Annotated in this window: 14 protein-coding genes; 6 read left to right on the top strand and 8 right to left on the bottom strand. The window is 63.5% G+C overall.

The features are described 5' to 3' along the window. Position 1: 1 nt before the first annotated feature. Entirely contained in the window at positions 2 to 886 is an 885-nt protein-coding gene (locus ACUXUR_RS12025) for a ParB/RepB/Spo0J family partition protein (RefSeq protein WP_445502592.1), read from the top strand. Between the two features lie 1,605 nt (positions 887 to 2,491). Here ACUXUR_RS12025 and holA read toward each other — a convergent pair. The 3 genes from holA to leuS all read right to left on the bottom strand — a co-directional run bounded on the left by holA (position 2,492) and on the right by leuS (position 6,760). Beyond that, complete coding sequence (gene holA, locus ACUXUR_RS12020; RefSeq protein ID WP_445502591.1) at positions 2,492 to 3,511, bottom strand: DNA polymerase III subunit delta; 1,020 nt, start codon at positions 3,509 to 3,511, stop codon at positions 2,492 to 2,494. Positions 3,512 to 3,615: 104 nt separating this feature from the next. Then, entirely contained in the window at positions 3,616 to 4,152 is a 537-nt protein-coding gene (locus ACUXUR_RS12015) for an LPS assembly lipoprotein LptE (protein ID WP_445502590.1), read from the bottom strand. Continuing rightward, positions 4,139 to 6,760, bottom strand: coding sequence for a leucine--tRNA ligase (gene leuS / locus ACUXUR_RS12010; RefSeq protein WP_445502589.1), 2,622 nt, complete (start codon positions 6,758 to 6,760; stop codon positions 4,139 to 4,141). The genes ACUXUR_RS12015 and leuS overlap by 14 nt, the downstream gene beginning before the upstream one ends. A gap of 127 nt (positions 6,761 to 6,887) precedes the next feature. On the opposite strand from leuS, the gene ACUXUR_RS12005 reads away from it, so the two are divergent. After that, positions 6,888 to 7,571: a YggS family pyridoxal phosphate-dependent enzyme gene (locus tag ACUXUR_RS12005; RefSeq protein ID WP_445502588.1), complete on the top strand. Its 684-nt coding sequence runs from the start codon at positions 6,888 to 6,890 to the stop codon at positions 7,569 to 7,571. Positions 7,572 to 7,662: 91 nt separating this feature from the next. Further along, positions 7,663 to 8,610, top strand: a complete 948-nt coding sequence (locus tag ACUXUR_RS12000; protein WP_445502587.1) for a DNA-methyltransferase — start codon at positions 7,663 to 7,665, stop codon at positions 8,608 to 8,610. 83 nt (positions 8,611 to 8,693) lie between these two features. Here ACUXUR_RS12000 and ACUXUR_RS11995 read toward each other — a convergent pair whose 3' ends face one another. Beyond that, a complete protein-coding gene (locus ACUXUR_RS11995) occupies positions 8,694 to 9,689 on the bottom strand; it encodes an aldo/keto reductase (RefSeq protein WP_445502586.1) in 996 nt (331 codons plus the stop codon). 117 nt (positions 9,690 to 9,806) lie between these two features. On the opposite strand from ACUXUR_RS11995, the gene ACUXUR_RS11990 reads away from it, so the two are divergent. Continuing rightward, positions 9,807 to 10,709 carry a LysR family transcriptional regulator gene (locus ACUXUR_RS11990; protein WP_445502585.1) on the top strand — a complete coding sequence of 301 codons (903 nt, stop codon included), beginning with the start codon at positions 9,807 to 9,809 and terminating at the stop codon, positions 10,707 to 10,709. 229 nt (positions 10,710 to 10,938) lie between these two features. Here ACUXUR_RS11990 and ACUXUR_RS11985 read toward each other — a convergent pair whose 3' ends face one another. Continuing rightward, complete coding sequence (locus tag ACUXUR_RS11985; protein ID WP_445502584.1) at positions 10,939 to 11,472, bottom strand: L,D-transpeptidase family protein; 534 nt, start codon at positions 11,470 to 11,472, stop codon at positions 10,939 to 10,941. A gap of 218 nt (positions 11,473 to 11,690) precedes the next feature. Between ACUXUR_RS11985 and ACUXUR_RS11980 the strand changes: the two genes are divergently transcribed. Together ACUXUR_RS11980 and ACUXUR_RS11975 are read left to right on the top strand one after the other, a co-directional pair. Then, positions 11,691 to 12,377 (top strand): response regulator transcription factor, encoded by a 687-nt coding sequence (locus ACUXUR_RS11980; RefSeq protein WP_445502583.1) that lies wholly within the window; start codon positions 11,691 to 11,693, stop codon positions 12,375 to 12,377. Positions 12,378 to 12,381: 4 nt separating this feature from the next. Continuing rightward, on the top strand, positions 12,382 to 12,873 hold the full coding sequence (locus tag ACUXUR_RS11975) for a cyclic nucleotide-binding domain-containing protein (protein WP_445502582.1): 492 nt from the start codon (positions 12,382 to 12,384) through the stop codon (positions 12,871 to 12,873). 133 nt (positions 12,874 to 13,006) lie between these two features. On the opposite strand, the gene ACUXUR_RS11970 is transcribed toward ACUXUR_RS11975, so the two are convergent. The 3 genes from ACUXUR_RS11970 to ACUXUR_RS11960 form a co-directional block, all read right to left on the bottom strand. Continuing rightward, complete coding sequence (locus ACUXUR_RS11970) at positions 13,007 to 15,085, bottom strand: methyl-accepting chemotaxis protein (RefSeq protein WP_445502581.1); 2,079 nt, start codon at positions 15,083 to 15,085, stop codon at positions 13,007 to 13,009. A gap of 134 nt (positions 15,086 to 15,219) precedes the next feature. Next, complete coding sequence (gene xth / locus ACUXUR_RS11965; RefSeq protein WP_445502580.1) at positions 15,220 to 16,032, bottom strand: exodeoxyribonuclease III; 813 nt, start codon at positions 16,030 to 16,032, stop codon at positions 15,220 to 15,222. 122 nt (positions 16,033 to 16,154) lie between these two features. Continuing rightward, positions 16,155 to 17,111 carry an outer-membrane lipoprotein carrier protein LolA gene (locus ACUXUR_RS11960; RefSeq protein WP_445502579.1) on the bottom strand — a complete coding sequence of 319 codons (957 nt, stop codon included), beginning with the start codon at positions 17,109 to 17,111 and terminating at the stop codon, positions 16,155 to 16,157. Between the last annotated feature and the right edge of the window lie 128 nt (positions 17,112 to 17,239).

The raw sequence follows: 17,239 nt of genomic DNA, 5'->3' as shown, positions 1-17,239 counted from the left end.
AATGGCAAGAGAAGCGAAGTCGCTCGGCCGGGGCTTGGCCGCATTGATCGGCGAGGTCGGGGCCGAAATCGGGACCATGCAGAGCAGCAGCAACAAGGGCGGCCAGAAGAAGGTGCCCGTCGAGTTCCTGCGCCCCAATCCGCGCAATCCGCGCAAAGTGTTCGAGGATGCCGAGCTTCAGGAGCTGACGCAGTCCATCAAGGACCGTGGCATCATCCAGCCCATCGTGGTCCGGCCCATGCCGAACCAGGCTGACACTTATGAGATCGTCGCCGGCGAGCGCCGTTGGCGCGCATCGCAGAAAGCGGGCCTGCACGAAGTGCCGGTGGTCATCGTCAATATCGATGACAAGACCTCGCTGGAATACGCCATTCTCGAAAACGTCCAGCGCGCCGATCTCAATCCCATCGAAGAGGCGGAAGGCTATGCACGCCTGATGGCCGAGTTCTCCTACACACAGGAGAATCTCTCGAAGATCATCGGCAAGAGCCGCAGCCATATCGCCAATATGATGCGCCTCAGCGATCTGCCCGATCCGGTAAAGAAGCTCCTGGTCGATCGCAAGCTCTCTGCCGGTCATGGTCGCGCGCTGCTTGCCGTGAAGGACCCGGTGGCAGTCGCCAAACAGGTGCTCGACGCTGGTCTGAGCGTGCGCCAGGTCGAGGCGATCGCGCAGACCGAGAGCGCGGAACCTGCCAGGCTCGAGACGAAATCGGCCAAGCCCAAGATGGAGAAGGACCCCGATACCCGTGCGCTGGAGCGGGTTCTCCAGGATGTCCTGGGACTCACCGTCTCCATCGACCACAAGGGCAATGGCGGCGAATTGCGCATTCGCTACAAGACATTGGAGCAGCTCGATGGCCTGTGCCGGCGGCTGAATCCATAAAAACTGTTCCGGCGCAACACCTTGCCAGCTTCCATCATCACCGGCCCCGTGCCGGTGATCTCGTTTGATGGACCCCGCGCTCTTCCTCATCGGGGGGCCGGGACTGATCCCTGGATCAAATCCAAGCTCGGCCATGAATAAAGATGAACCCTTCCGGACGGAGAGCCTCATGGGATCCGGGACCGGCTTCAGAGGCTGGAGCAGACCGCCTCTCCGGTCCGGGAGAGAGGTTCAGTGTGAGGGGGCCGGCGGGCTCAGGAGAGAGGACAGGCTTTCGAGCAAGCGCCGGTTGCCGTTTGAGCGCCGGTTCCCGAGTGGGCGCGTGTCCCTGTTGTGGGGAGGGCCAGGATAGGGATGTGAGCGAGAGCCTAGAGCATCGGACGAAAAAAGCGGGATTCACTTTTGGGATTCGATCCGATGCTCTCTTCTTTGATGAGCGCATCGTTCGGGGCGGAAAACCGAGTCCACTTTTCGCTGACGCGGCCCTCCGGGTCACTGACGCGGCCCTTCGGGTCCGCACGATGCGCTAGCGAACTGCCTCTCCGTGGCAGGGCAATCGTTACGGCTGTAACCGAACGGTCGCGTCCTTCCGACGTCATGGCCGTCCCCGGACAGGCTTCGGGGGTCATTCGCGTTCATCTGGTCTTCCTGCCCTGTGCCTGCTCCTTCCCGTCATGGCCGCACTTGTTGCGGCTCTCCCCGTCGTGGACCCGCTGAGCCATGAAGACGTGGATCCCCGGCCGGGGATGACGCGAGAGGCTGCGGCAGGCGGGAGGGCGCAGCCGGAGCATGTTCTCACTCTGTTCTTGACAATATGCCTAAACTGAGTTACATCTGCTGCATCCCAACCTGCCGGGGGCGCGCTCGCGAGGCGTCGTGACTGCGGGGTCGGGAGCGGTCCCGTGCGGGAGGTCAACGCAGCCTCCAGCGACGGGAGGCCCAGGCTGTGCAAGTCGGGCTCGGATCGGTCACAAGCCGCCCGCAGGTCGAGAGGCGACCGCTGCGGTGGCCGCTTGCGGCGGTTGACGGAGCCGGTGCCGCCTGTCCGCCTAAAAAAGCCGTGCGCGAGGAGCCGTTCGGTTCCACGCTTCACTTCCAAGATCGAGCCGGACCGCTCCTCGCGCCCCCTCGACCCACACCCTCGGAACGCCACCGGCCCCGAGGACAATGGCGCATGCCCTCGCCGCTCTTTGACCTTCCCCACTGATAGCGCCCGTGTCATCCCGGCGGTCCGCCTGTGACCCCGCCCGGATCATCCCCGGTGAGCGTGAGCGAGGGAAGGGGATCCAGAGCGCTGCGCCTGATCGTGGCTTCATCGTGGCTTCCCGTCCCCTCCGATGGCTTTCACCCTCTCCGGCCGGAAATGACACTCTCCCCATCAGCCGCCCCGAACTTGATCCGGCCATTATGGCATTGATTATGGCATTGATCGCGCCGCCTCTAGGCATGGATCTCCGGAACGAGCCCGAGGCTGACAAGGGCCTCACCTCTCCGGCATCAGAGCTGTCCCGGATCTGAACCCGAGGAGCAGGCCCCATCCCGCTTTCATCCCCGCTGCCATCGTCCAGAGGAGCAGATGCAGTCAGCTTCTCCAAAGGCGACGAATTACCGCCGCGCCATCCGCGCAAGATCGAGGAGGGTCTTGGCCGCGATCGTGTCGTCGAGATTCGACAGGCGGCGGGTATCGAGGAGGCTTGCCTGGACAAGGGCGATGGCTGTCTTGAGGCTCTCGCTCGTCCAGCGCTGAAGATGGCGCTCGACCAGCGGCTTGCGGCGAAAGTGCAGGCTGCGCATGGTTTCCATCACCGCCGGAATGGGCCGGCCTTCCTCCACGGTGAGGCGGGCGGTGAGCAGCATCAGGGCATGGCGGAGCGCCGCGCCCAGCAGCACGGCGGCATTCACGCCCTCTGCGGCGAGGCGCCGTGAACCGATTTCAAGATTCGTGCCGTCGCCGCCGAAAGCGGCATCGATGACGGCGTCCATGGCAAGGCTCGACACGTCGCTCATGATCGCATCGACGTCCTCAAGCGTGATCTCTCGTTTTCCATGCGCATAGAGCATGAGCTTCGAGATCTCGCCACGGGTTGCCAGCCGGTCCCCGCCGAGGCTGGCGATGAGAGCCGTGCGGGCCTCGCGGGTGATGGAAAAACCGTTGTTTTTCAAGGTTTCGTCCACGACCGCGCCGAGATCCTTGCCCGTATCCGCATAGCAGGGCAGGGCGAGCGCCTTCTGTGAACGCTCGCAGAGAGTGCGTAAGGGCGAGGATTTCGGGAGATCGCCGCCTTCAATGACGATGACCGTGTCCGTCAGCTCACCTTTCAGCACCGCATCCACCGCAGGGGCGATGTTGCGGGAGGTGGATTTCACCCAGATCGCGCGTTTGCCGCCGAACAGGCCCACAGTGCCAGCCTCGTCCGCGAGACGGGCGGGATCCGAGGCGATGTCGTCGCCGTCGATCCGAATGAGCTGGAAGGGGTCGGTGGGGTCGTCCACCGAGCGCTCCGCGACGGCGCGGGCGCGCTCGTTGATGAGACCCATGTCCGGGCCATAGAACAGGTACACGCCGATGCGCGGATCGGGACGCCGCAGCGCCCCTTCCACATCGCTGGTCTTGACGGCAACCATATCAGAGCGTTCCCCGTGAATGCAGCTTCATGGAGAACGCTCTAAATTCTTGAAATAGAGGCATTTTCTTTCGCAAAACCGGATCAACTTTTGCGGAAAATGCTTCAGCTGCCGGCGGAGAGCGTCGCCGCCAGACGGGTTTTCACCTGCTCCGCCAGGACCTTGGCGAGCCTGATCTCGGCATCGCGCTGAGCGCGCACGGTGGCGAAGCGCTGCTGATAGCGGTCATAGCTGGTCGTGGAGGTCGCCGCTCCCTTGGTATAGACCGTGTTTCCATCGAGGCTCGTCAGCGTGTAGGTGAGCGTTCCGCCAACGATGGCGGAGCTTGCCCGGCCGGTCTCGGTGTCGACGATCGGCGTCGAGAGAGATCGCCTGAGAGCCAGCTTGAGCACATATCGTTTCGGCGTGTTGGAGCCCGAGCCGTTCAGCGCATAGACCAGCTCGCTGCGCAGGTAATGACCCATCACCGCCTGGTTGTCCGGCCAGTCGATCTCGGGAACATCGATGGAGGCCAGGACCGTCTGGAGCGGTTGGCCGGAGGCGGTCGGCCCGTAGAGCGGCTTAAAGCAGGCGGTCAGGCCAAAGGAGAGGCCCGCCACGACAGCGAGGCGGGCCAGGCTTTTAAAATTAAGCGACGACATTCACGATCCTCTGGGGAACGACGATGATCTTGCGGGCGGGCTTCCCTTCCATAGCCTTTTGCACGGCCTCAAGCGAGAGCACAGCCGCCTCAATCGTGGCCTGATCCGCATCGCGCGCGACTGTGACGTCCGCACGCTTCTTGCCGTTGACCTGGACCGGCAGGGTGATCGTGTCCTCCACGAGCAGCGAACGGTCGACGATCGGCCAGGCCGTGTCGGTCACGAGGCCGGGCTGCCCCAGCAATTCCCAGCATTCCTCGGCCAGATGCGGCATCATGGGAGCGAGCAGCTGGACGAAGATGCGGCCGGCTTCGCCGAAGGCGGCGGAAAGGCCGGGCTCATCGGCGGCCTTGGCCCGGTTCGCCAGATCCTGCAGGGAGTTGGCGAGTTCGTAGAGATGCGCCACGCAGCGGTTGAAGCGCAGGCGCTCCACATCCTCTTCCACGGCAGCGAGCGCCTTGTGCGCGGCCTTGCGGACGGCGAGCCCGATCGGGCCCTCGGAAGCAGCGCCGTTGCCGCCGCTCATGCGCTCCGCGAGATCGCCGACGAGACGCCACACGCGCTGCACGAAGCGGCCGGCGCCCTGCACGCCCTCCTCTGTCCAGATCACGTCGCGCTCAGGGGGCGAGTCGGAGAGCATGAACCAGCGGGCCGTGTCGGCGCCGTAGGATGCGATGATCTCGTCCGGATCGACCGTGTTCTTCTTCGACTTCGACATCTTCTCGATGGAGCCGATCTCGATGGGCGCGCCCGTCTCCACATGGAAGGCCTTGCGCGTGTTGCCTTGAGTCTCGAAGCGAACGTCGCTCGGCAGCACCCAGGCACCGCTCTGGTCCTTGTAGGTCTCGTGCACCACCATGCCCTGCGTGAACAGGCCCGCAAACGGCTCGTCCAGGCCCGCATGGCCCGTCTTCTTCATCGCGCGGGTGAAGAAGCGCGAATAGAGCAGGTGCAGGATCGCGTGCTCGATGCCGCCGATATACTGATCGACCGGGAGCCAGGAATCGACCGTGGCGCGATCCGTCGGCTCGTTCTCGAGGGTCGGGTCCGTGAAACGGGCGAAGTACCAGGACGAATCCACGAAGGTGTCCATGGTGTCCGTCTCGCGGCGGGCCGCCTTGCCGCATTTCGGGCAATCCACGTGCTTCCAGGTGGGGTGACGGTCGAGCGGGTTGCCCGGCACGTCGAAGGACACGTCCTCCGGCAGCACCACCGGCAGCTGGTCCTTCGGCACGGGCACGACACCGCAATCATCGCAATGGATGATCGGGATCGGGCAGCCCCAGTAGCGCTGGCGCGAGATGCCCCAGTCGCGCAGACGGAAATTCACCTTGCGCTCGGCCACAGGACGGTTGTCGCGCGTTTCCTGTTCGAGGCGCCTGGCCACCTCTTCCTTCGCCTCGGCGATGGTCATGCCGTCGAGGAAGCGGGAATTGATCATCCGGCCCTCGCCATCATAGGCGGTGTCGGTGATGACGAAGGTGGCCGGGTCCACATCCGGCGGGCAGACGACCGGCGAGTTGCCGAGGCCGTATTTGTTGACGAAGTCCAGGTCGCGCTGGTCATGCGCCGGGCAGCCGAAGATCGCGCCCGTGCCGTATTCCATCAGAATGAAATTCGCGACGTAGACCGGCAGCGTCCAGTTCGGGTCGAACGGATGGACGGCGCGCACGCCCGTATCGAAGCCGAGTTTTTCCGCCTTCTCGATGGCCTCCTGCGCAGTGCCGACGCGCTTGGCCTCCTCGATGAAGGCGGCAAGCTCCGGGTTCTTCGCAGCGGCGGCCTTCGCCAGCGGATGGTCGGGAGCCACCGCCATGAACTTCGCGCCGAAGAGCGTATCGGGACGTGTGGTGTAGATCTCGAGCTCGGTCTCGCCGTTTGGAGCCGTTTCGGGCTTCAGGGCGAAGCGCACCAGCAGGCCTTCCGAGCGGCCGATCCAGTTGCGCTGCATCAGGCGCACCTTCTCCGGCCAGCGGTCGAGGGTGTCGAGCCTGTCGTCGAGATCCTGGGCGTAATCGGTGATCTTCAGGAACCACTGGGTCAGCTCGCGCTGCTCCACGAGCGCGCCGGAGCGCCAGCCGCGTCCGTCGATCACCTGCTCGTTGGCGAGCACCGTGTGATCAACCGGGTCCCAGTTCACCTTGGCGGTCTTGCGGTCGACGAGACCGGCCTCAAGGAAGTCCAGGAACATGCGCTGCTGGTGCTTGTAGTAGCTCGGATCGCAGGTTGCGATCTCGCGGCTCCAGTCGAGCGACAGGCCCATGCTCTGCAGCTGCGCGCGCATGGTGGCGATATTGGCGTAGGTCCATTCCTTCGGGTGGACCTTGTTCTGCATGGCGGCGTTCTCCGCCGGCATGCCGAAGGCGTCCCAACCCATCGGGTGGAGCACGTTGAAGCCCTTGGCCCGCTTGTAGCGCGCCACCACGTCGCCCATGGTGTAGTTGCGCACGTGACCCATATGGATGCGCCCTGACGGATAGGGGAACATCTCAAGCACGTAATATTTCGGACGCGGGTCGTCGTTGCTGGTCTTGAACAGGTTGCGGTCGTTCCAGACCTTCCGCCATTTCAGCTCGGCTTCCTTGGCGTTGTAGCGCTCGGGCCTCATTTTTCGTCAATCATCCGTCGGTTCGAGATTCAAGCGGCTTGCGCCGCCACGTTGCGGCGGACTAGGACACAGCTCTCCCGCGCGGTCAACGGTTTCGCGCGCGAGAAGATGGCTTTGAGAGGGTCCCATGAGTGAGAACGGCGCGGTCGATGGCTTGAAAGAGGTGCGGGAGGCAATCCGCCGCGCTGCGTCGGACTACGACCGTGACCCCGCTGGCATCACGCTGGTGGCCGTCTCCAAGACCTTCGGCCCTGAGGTCATCGAGCCGGTTCTCGCCGCAGGCCAGCGGGTGTTCGGCGAAAACTACGTCCAGGAGGCCAAGGCCAAGTGGCCTGAGCTGCGCAAGCGCTACCCGGATGTGGAGCTCCACATGATCGGTCCGCTCCAGTCCAACAAGGCCAAGGAGGCGGTGGAGCTTTTCGACGTGATCCACACCCTCGACCGACCCTCGCTGGCAGAGGCGCTCGCCAAGGAGATCGCCAAGCAGGGGAAGAAGCCGCGCCTGCTCGTCCAGGTGAACACGGGCGAGGAACCGCAGAAGGGCGGCGTCATTCCGGCTGAGGTCGACGCCTTCCTGGAGACCTGCCGCACGAAATATGGCCTCGAGATCGAAGGCCTCATGTGCATTCCCCCGGCGGAGGACCCGCCGTCGCCCCATTTCGCTCTCCTCAACACCATCGCCAAGCGGCATGGGCTGAAGGTGCTCTCGATGGGCATGAGCGCCGATTTCGATGAGGCGATCCAGCTCGGCGCGACGCATGTGCGGGTGGGCAGCGCGATCTTCGGGGTACGCTCGAAGCCTGCGGCATGAATGATGTGGAGCGGGGAGGCTGGGCGCCGTTCCGCGCTACCGGTGCTCTTGCTGCTCCCGTAAGATGCGCTCGGATCCGAAGTAGTTTTCAGTGACGCAAGCACCAGCCAAACGCCTCCGCATCACCCCAACAGAAGAGGTTGGAGAACGCGCGCCGCTCGATGGGGTGCTTGCAGGCGATTCGATCGAACTCATCAAGTCTCTCCCCGATGAGAGCGTGCATCTGATCCTCAGCGACATCCCCTATGGCATCGGCGCCGAGGACTGGGACGTGCTGCACACCAACACCAATTCCGCCTATCTCGGCGCCAGCCCTGCACAGGCGAAAGCAGGCGCGGTGTTCAAGAAACGCGGCAAGCCCATCAACGGCTGGTCGGAAGCGGATCGTGCGATCCCGCGTGAATATTACGAATGGTGCCTCACATGGGCACCGGAATGGCTGCGCGTGTTGAAACCCGGTGGCTCGGCGCTCGTCTTCGCAGGCCGTCGGCTTGCGCATCGCTGCATTTCCGCGATGGAGGATTCAGGCTTCTCCTACAAGGATATGCTCGCCTGGATGCGCGCCCGCGCGCCGCATCGCGCGCAACGACTGAGCGCCGTTTATGAACGCCGCGGCGACGCAGAGGCTGCGAAGACATGGGAGGGTTGGCGCGTCGGCAATCTGCGCCCGACTTTCGAGCCGATCCTGTGGCTGACGAAACCCTACAAGATCGGCACGACGCTTGCCGACAACGCACTCATCCATGGCGTCGGCGCGTATCATCAGGATGCCCTGCTGACATACGTTTCGGACCCTGAGAACGTGCTCGATCTCGGCTTCATGCCGAAGGAAGGCGGGCTTCATCCCACACAAAAGCCTATGCGCCTGATGCAGGCGCTCATCGAACTCACGACGCGGGAAGGCCAGATCGTGCTCGATCCCTTCTGCGGCAGCGGCACGACGCTGGTGGCCGCAAAACATCTAAATCGCCGCTTCATCGGGTTCGAAGCGGAAGAGGCATATGTGGAGATCGCACGCAAACGGATCAGAGAAGGTTGAGTGCTCCCTCAACCTTCTCGATCGTCTTGCGAGGCTGAAAGCGGTGCGACCGTTGAGAACGATCGTACCGCGTGTGCGAGAACTTAGGCCCTTTCGCTGTCTAGGTGGCCCATGAGGGCCGTAGGATAACGATCGCCTGCAGCGGCCCCTTTGGGAATTGCCCGTTCAATAGCGGCGATGTCCTCCTCCGTCAGTTGAATGTTCAGCGCGCCGAGAGCCTCGCCGAGACGATCGCGGCGACGGGCGCCGACCAGAGGCACAATGTCCTGTCCTTTCGCAGCCACCCAGGCGATGGCGATCTGCGCTACGCTGGCACCCTTCGCATCCGCCAGGCGGCGCAGAGCCTCGACCAGCTCCAGGTTCTTGTCGACGTTGCCCTCCTGGAAGCGCGGTCCGGCGGCCCGCCAGTCACCGGCGCCGGCCCTGCTCTTCTGCCAATGTCCGCTGATCAGGCCGCGCGAGAGCACGCCATAAGCGGTGATCCCGATCCTCAGCTCGCGGCAGACGGGCAGGATCCGGTCCTCGATGCCACGCGAGAGAAGGGAATATTCGATCTGAAGATCGCATATCGGATGCACGGCGGCGGCGCGGCGGATTGTGTCCGCACCCACTTCCGACAAACCGATATGGCGGACGTAGCCGGCCTTCACCATGTCGGCGATCGCGCCGATCGTGTCCTCGATCGGCACATCGGGGTCGAGCCGCGAGGGGCGGTAAATGTCGATATGATCGACCCCAAGTCGCTTGAGAGAATAGGCCAGGAAGGTCTTCACTGCCTTCGGGCGCGCATCGTAGCCCATCCAGCCACCGGACGGGTCGCGCAAGGCGCCGAACTTCACGCTGATCAGGGCTTGATCGCGGTCCCTGCCCTTCAAGGCCTCGCCGATCAGCATCTCGTTGTGGCCCATGCCATAGAAATCGCCCGTGTCGAGCAGGGTGATGCCAACTTCCAGAGCGGCGTGAATGGTTGCGATGCTCTCGTCCCGGTCAGCGGGCCCGTACATGTCCGACATTCCCATGCAGCCGAGACCAAGAACGGAGACGCGTGGCCCGGCCACGCCCAATTGGCGGTGTTGCATTGCACAGATCCTTATCTTTCGCAGCGAGCGGCGCACCGCTCATGAATGAATAATCGCACCTTCCTATTCGTGCGATAATCCGGCATAACGAGAACAGGTTGTCCGGAATTTCGAACAATGGCTGAACCCGATCTTGCCGACCTGGAGGTCTTTGCCGCCGTCGCCCGTGCCCGCAGCTTTCGCAGCGTGGCGCGGCTGCGCGGAGTTTCAGCCTCATCCCTGAGCGAGGCGTTGCGCCGGCTGGAGACACGGCTCGGCGTGCGGCTTCTCAATCGTACCACGCGCAGCGTCACGCCCACGGAAGCAGGTCAGCGGCTGCTGGAGCGGCTTGCCCCCGCCTTGAGCGAGGTGACGGCCGCACTCGACGTGGTGAACGGCTTTCGCGACAGCCCGACGGGCACTCTCCGACTCAACGTACCGGGCGCCGTCGCCAGATTGATTCTGCCCGGCATCGTATCGTCTTTTCTCAAGATGCATCCCGGCATCACCATGGAGGTTTCGGTCGACGACAGCTTCATCGACGTACTCGCGGCAGGTTTCGATGCCGGCATCCGTTATGACGAGCGTCTGGAAAAGGACATGATCGCCGTGCCCATCGGGCCGCGTATCCAGCGCTTCGTGACCGCAGCATCGCCAGCCTATCTTGCCGTCCACGGAAGACCGTCGCACCCGAAAGACCTGCTGCGGCATGCCTGCATCCGGCACCGTTTCGCAAGCGGCGTCATGCTTCCATGGGAGTTCGAGCGCGATGGCGAGGTCGTCAAGATTAGTCCGACCGGACAGCTCATCGCGAACACGATCGACCTGGAAATCAGCGCCGCTGTCAACGGGCTCGGTGTGATAGGTACTTTCGAAGGTTTCCTAGAGCCCGCGCTTTCGAGCGGCGCCCTTGTGCCGATCCTGGTGGAATGGTCCCAGGGCTTTTCAGGTCCTTTTCTGTACTACCCGAGCCGCCGTCACATGCCCGCACCTCTGAGGGCCTTCGTCGATTTCATCAAAGGCAGCGCCGACAAGGCGTGAGAGCGTGCCAGTGAAATTACGAGAAGCTCACGGTTTCTTCCCGTCAGAGCCGCTCAGGGATCGCTTGAGCCATCCGCTCCGCGCTACCCGGCCCGAATTCCAGATAGAGATAAGGCTCGATCAGCTCCAGCTTGAGCCGCCATTCCTTGAGCCCGAAGCGCGCTCAATAACGCTTCGACGTACGGCGTGGGGCGAGGGGCCCCCGAGCAGGTGGCGACCAGGATCATGGTCAGCCGACGATTTCGATCCGCGTCTGCGGCCCGATCCGCTCCAAAAGCCGCCGGATCATGCGGGGCTCCACCGCCACGCAGCCTTCGGTCGGCACAAAGCCGGGGCGGGCGAGGTGGAGGAAGATGGCGCTGCCGCGGCCTCGTCTGATGGGGCCCCGGTTCCAGGCGATGTCGATGACCACGTCGTAGAGATGGTCGTTCCGCCACATCTTCTCGTGGCTCGTGGGACAGGGCAGGGGGATGAGCTGGTTATAGCGCCGGTCTTGGGGCTCGTCCGACCAGCCGTCCATTGGGCGGATCGGCCGCAGCTTCAGACCCGTGCGGGGGCGGGAACCACGGTCGGCCCGGTAGAAGGCCTGCAGCAGACGAAAGCGACCCACTGGAGAGGCGCCGTCGCCTTCGCGCTTTGCATGGCTCGTGCCGGAGCGCCCAATGGCGCAGGGCAGGGTGAGATTGCCGGCCTTGAGCCACCCCCGCCTGTGGTCGAGCGGGGAGCGGTGGACGCGGATGACATTGACGCGAGTACGCTTCATAGGCAGTGGAAGGGCAGGGCCTGCCCCTTGTTGTCAAGCTGGGAATGATTACTCTAATGCAACGAGCGTGATCTGAAAGCAGAATGCTTGCGCCGGCAGGGACTTCAAAGAGCCCGGCTGTCCGAGCGGATCATGCCTGCAAGACAGGAGCAGGTGTTGCCTTCGCTCCTCGAAAGCCGCCCCGGCGCTAATGCTGTTCATCGTGTGAAGGGTTTGAGATGTCGAATGCCAGCCGCCTCCTCGTCGTGGACGACGATCAGGACCTGCGCGACACCCTGTCCGAGCAGTTGGGCCTCCACGAGGAATTCCAGGTCACTACCGTGGATACGGCATCGGCCGCCATCGAGGCGGTGAAGGGCGACCGGATCGACCTCGCCATCATGGATGTGGGCCTGCCCGACATGGACGGCCGCGAGGCGGTGAGGGTCATGCGCCAGAACGGTTTCCGCAGCCCGATCATCATGCTCACCGGCCAAGGCTCGGACAACGATACCGTCATGGGCCTGGAGGCGGGTGCCAACGATTACGTGGTCAAACCCTTCAAGTTCGCCGTCCTGTTGGCCCGCATCCGCGCGCAGCTGCGCCAATATGAGGCGAGCGAGGATGCAGTGTTCCAGATCGGGCCCTATACCTTCCGTCCAGGCTCCAAGCTTTTGACCAACGAGAAGGGCTCGAAGCTCAAGCTGACGGAGAAGGAGACCGCGATCCTGCGCTATCTCTATCGCGCCGGTCAGGCGGTCGTGGGGCGCGATACGCTGCTCACCGAGGTCTGGGGCTACAATTCCAGCGTGACCACCCATACGCTGGAAACGCATATTTATCGGTTGCGCCAAAAGATCGAGGCCGATCCTTCCAATGCCCGCATCCTGGTGACCGAGCCTGGCGGCTACAAGCTGATCCCGTAGAACCATGGCTCTCGACGACGATATCGCGGTCCTGTCCCAGGCTCCCCTGTTCAACCTGCTGGAGCGCGATGCCCTGCGTCTCGTGGCCTTTGCCTCGGAAACCCGGAATCTCCGCGCGGGCGATGTGCTGTTTCGCAAAGGCGACCGCTCGGATGGCGGTTATGTGGTGAGCCGAGGCGCCATCGCGCTCGATGCCAACGAGGACGGCTCGCCTGCAGCCTTCGTGGCGGGTCCTGGCTCCCTGATCGGTCAGGCGGCCCTGTTCACCCGAATCTCCCGACCCGCCACGGCGACGGCCCAGGAAGCTTCCACCGTGATCCGCGTCACGCCAAGCCTCATGCGCCGCGTCCTGGAGGAATTTCCCGATGCGGCGGCCGCCATGCAGGATGCCATGGCCGCAGAACTCGCCCGCCTGAGCCAGGGGCTGGAGCGCGTGCGCCAGAAGCTCATCGCCATCGACGGCGAGGATATTCCGGCGAAATCCACGGATGAGTGAGGGCTCTGAGCGCATCGTGCGGAACGATGCGCCTATTTAGCAATAACGCATCGGATCCGATGCTCCCTTCATAGATCAGCGCATCGTTTTGAGCAGAAAACCGGGGCCGCTTTCAGGTCCGACGCTTTCTTCCTCACGCTGCTTTCACGCCTGACAGGAACGAGCCGACTTCGCGGCTGAGCGTCTCGGAATGGCGCGCCAGCTCCTGTGCGGAGGTCAGCACCTGTGCGGCCGCCATGCCGGTTTCGCCTGCGCCTTGACGGACCTCGTTGATATTGCCGGTCACCGCTTCCGTGCCGCGCGCGGCTTCCTGCACGTTGCGCGAGATTTCAGCAGTCGCCGCGCCCTGCTCCTCCATGGCGGCCGAGATCGAGAGCGAGATCTGCGACATCTCAGCGATGGTGCGCGCGATGTTCTGGATCGCCTGCACGGCCTCAGCGGTGGCCTGCTGCACGGAGCCGATCTGTGCCGAGATTTCTTCGGTAGCCTTCGAGGTCTGCGTCGCGAGATGCTTTACTTCGCTTGCCACGACGGCGAAGCCCTTGCCGGCCTCGCCGGCACGCGCCGCCTCGATGGTGGCGTTGAGCGCCAGAAGATTGGTCTGCGAGGCGATGGTGTTGATGAGCTGGACCACATCGCCGATCCGCTCGGCGGAAGCAGCGAGCGCCTGCACGGTCTCGTTGGTCCGCTGGGCGTCCGAGACGGCCTGCTCGGCGATGCGCGAGGACTGGCCGACCTGGCTAGCGATCTCGCGGATGGAGATCGACAGCTCTTCAGTCGCAGCCGCGACCGTCTGCACATTGGCCGAAGTCTGCTCGGCTGCGGAGGCAACGCTCACCGATTGGTTCGTGGTCTGATCCGCCACCGAGGTCATCGACTGGGCGGTCGATTCCATTTGCGCTGCGGCTGAAGAAAGGCCGCTCGTGAGCACCGACACATTGGCCTCGAATTGCTTAGTGAGCTGATCCAGAACCTGCGCGCGGCGCATCTTCGCCTCGGCTTCGACGGCGGCGGCCTCGTCGGCTTCCCTTTTGGCGATCAGGGCTTCCTTGAAGACTTGCACAGCACCCGCCATCGCGCCGATTTCATCGACACGCTCGATATCGGTGACCTTCACGCCGGTGTCGCCGCGCGCTAGGGTCTTCATGGTTTCGGTGATGCGCGTGATCGGCGTGGCGAGCGACCGGGCGGCCCACCAGGCACCGGCCAGAGCCAGGACGAGGAGGATGGCCGCGGTGAGCAGCATCAGGTTGCGGGCTTCGACTGCGCCCGTGATCATGGCGTCGGCAGGAACCGAGATCGACAGAAGCCACGGCTCGTCGATTCCGGGGAAGGTCACCGGGACGACGGCGCGATAGGTCTCCTCGCCCGAGGCGTCCGCGATCATCGTGTCGGCGAAACCGGCCGAGGATGCCTTGGCCTTCTCCGTCAGCTCGGCGATGACCTTGTCATCGGCCGGTTTCCCGAGAAGCTGCGCGTCCTTGTTGGCAACCCACAATCCTCCTGAGCCGATCAGGCTCACGGTTCCCTCACCGAACGGCTTCAACGCGCCGATGGCCTCCGAGATCTTGTTGAGGGCCATGTCGGCGGTGATGATGCCGACCGGTTTCTTGTCACGACGCACGACGATGCTGACCGTCGACATCAGCACGTCCTCGCCATCGACCTTGTAGGTATAGGCCGGAACGATTTGGTTGCGGTTTTCGCGCAGGGGCTTGCCGTACCAGTTCTCGATCTCTTGCGGCTTCGTCAGGTTGATGGGCTCGACGGAAACCTTCCGCTCTTTGGTCCAGTAGAAATAGGGAGCGAAGCGGCCTGTCGGGTCCGAATAGGTATCGGCGAGAAAGTCCTTGTCGTGCCTGTCCAGGCCATCCGGCTCGAAGGCGAGCGTCATGCCGACCAGGTAGGGCTGAGCCTCGACGGATCGCGCAACCACTTCCGCAAGCTCTCCCCGCTCCACCTTCTCGTCGTAGATGATGGCTTCGACGGCCGAATTGAGCACTGTCGCGGCCGAAACGGCGCGGCCGATCTCGGATTGGACGAAGCCCTTATACTGGTTGAGAAGCGTATTCGCCGTCACGATGGCCTCGGTCCGGCCCGAGCGCATCATGATCTGCGTGCCCGCGAAGGTCAGAACCGCGCAGGCCCCGATGAAGCCAGCTCCTGCAAGCAACAGAACCCGGGTTTTGATCGAACGTAGCTTAAGAACCATCCGCTTGCCCCCAAGACATGGCTTCTCGAATTTATTCGCCTTCTACAAAGCCTGGCTTGTGCCTGGCTTGTGGGGGCACGGCGTATGGTGTGATTCTTAGGTAAATCGTCCGCGGACGATGTCCGCGGCATCGATCACAATTCCAATTCCACCGTCACCGGCGCATGGTCGGACGGACGCTCCCAGCCGCGGGTGTCGCGGGTCACATCGACGGATTGCAGCGAGCCTGTCAGCGCATCCGAGATCCAGATGTGATCGAGCCGGCGGCCTTTATCGGCAGCCGCCCAATCGGGTGAGCGGTAGCTCCACCAGGAATAGATCTTTTCCGGTTCCGGGCGTAAGACGCGCATGGCGTCGATCCAGCCGGCTTCCTGGCGCAGTTCTTCCAGCGCTTGCGTCTCGACGGGCGTGTGGCTCACCACGTCAAGAAGCTGCTTGTGGCTCCACACATCGTGCTCGAGAGGCGCGACGTTGAGATCGCCGACGAGAATCGCGGGACCGGATGTGGGCTTCGCCTTTGAGCCCCAGGCGCGCATTTCTGTAAGAAAATCGAGCTTGTGGCGGAATTTCTCGTTGAGCTCCGGATCGGGGATGTCGCCGCCGGCGGGCACGTAGAAATTATGGATCGTGATGCCGGAAGCAGCCTTCGCCTGGCCGAGGGTCACCGTGATGTGGCGTGCATCCTGACGGCCGCACATCTCCATCACGCTCGTTTCCGAAAACGGATAGCGCGAGAGGATCGCAACGCCATTATAGCCCTTCTGGCCCATATGGACGACGAAGGGATAGCCGAAGGATTGCAGCTCCTTCATGGGCAGCTTGTCGTTCGGGCACTTGGTCTCCTGCAGGCACAGGATGTCGGGTCGCCGATCCTTCAGGAAGCGTTCGACCTGATCGATGCGCAGGCGGACGGAATTGATGTTCCAGGTAGAGACGGTGAGTTTCACGGGAGGTCCTTCGAGAGACCTCTCCGGGCTACGACAGATTTGCGCCGGAGGGAAGATCGAAAGCCTTGTCCGGCGCCATGGAGACCGGTTCGCCGTCAGGCGAGGTGCTGAGAAAGAAGCAGCTACCTGTTGCCGTCCCCGCGGATCTCTTCGTACTGGATCCTGAACAGGTCCTGGTCGATGCGACGGCCCTTTTGGACCTGGTTCAACACCACGACGGTCTGGAATCCTTGTGCGTCGATGATGCGCCACTGATTGAGATTCTGCACCTCGGGATCGAAGAACAGGGTGATGCGGGAGGTGCCGCCGAGCGTGGACGAATCCTCAAGGTTGATACGGACTGCGTTGGGCTCGCTGGTGATGCCGGTGATCTTGATGTCCTGGCCGAGGCTGACCCGCTCGCGCAGCAGGAATTTCAGCGGCGTCTGCGAAATCGAATAGAGATCCTGGGTGGCGAGCTTCCGGTCGCGGACGGCGACCGAGCGCCCGTCGGCGATCACTTCGAGGGTGGCCGGAGGATCGTATTCGAAGCGCACCTTGCCGGGCCGCTGAAGATAGAGCGTGCCGCCCGTCCGCCGCCCGTCGCCGCCAACTTGCGTAAAATCGGCGATGAGGGTGTTGAGATTGGTGAAATAGGCGTTCGCCCGCTCCACGATGGCGCTGTTCGGCAGGGGCTGGCCTTGGCCGACCGGCCCCATGGAGGCCGTCACGATGGGCTTCGGCGCGATGGAGATGGGCTCGGCTTCGGAAGGCTGCGTTGTCGATGTTTCGGCGAAAGCCGGCCGGGCCGGCGGCAGAGGCGTGGTGGCGGCGAGCACCTGCTCGGCATTCACGGGCCTCGCGATCGCAGGGCGAACCGGCTGAGCGACGGCGTCGATCGGCGTCGGGGCCGTCGCGGTCGAGGAGGCCCGATGGAAGGACGAGGTTGGAAGCGATGGCGCGGAGGCATTGAATCCTTGGCTGATCGGCCGCTTGGGCGGCAGGATCATGTCCATGGGCAGCGTCTGTGCGGCAGCCGGCAGCGGGCCCGCAAGAGCGGATGCCACGGTCGCCAGACCGGCAAAGCTGAACAGACGCATTCGAACCTTCCTTCGATAGAGACTATGACCGCAGCTGCGCTTTAGCGCAGCGCCGAAAGATGACGCAGGGCTGCGGCCAAGGTTCCATCTATATAGGCCTAGTCGTCTCCGCCGTGAGGGCTCTCCAG

It is taken from the genome of Microvirga medicaginis (assembly GCF_052658925.1).
The sequence above is the reverse complement of the archived record's forward strand: the minus strand, read 5'-3'. Positions and strand labels throughout refer to the sequence as shown.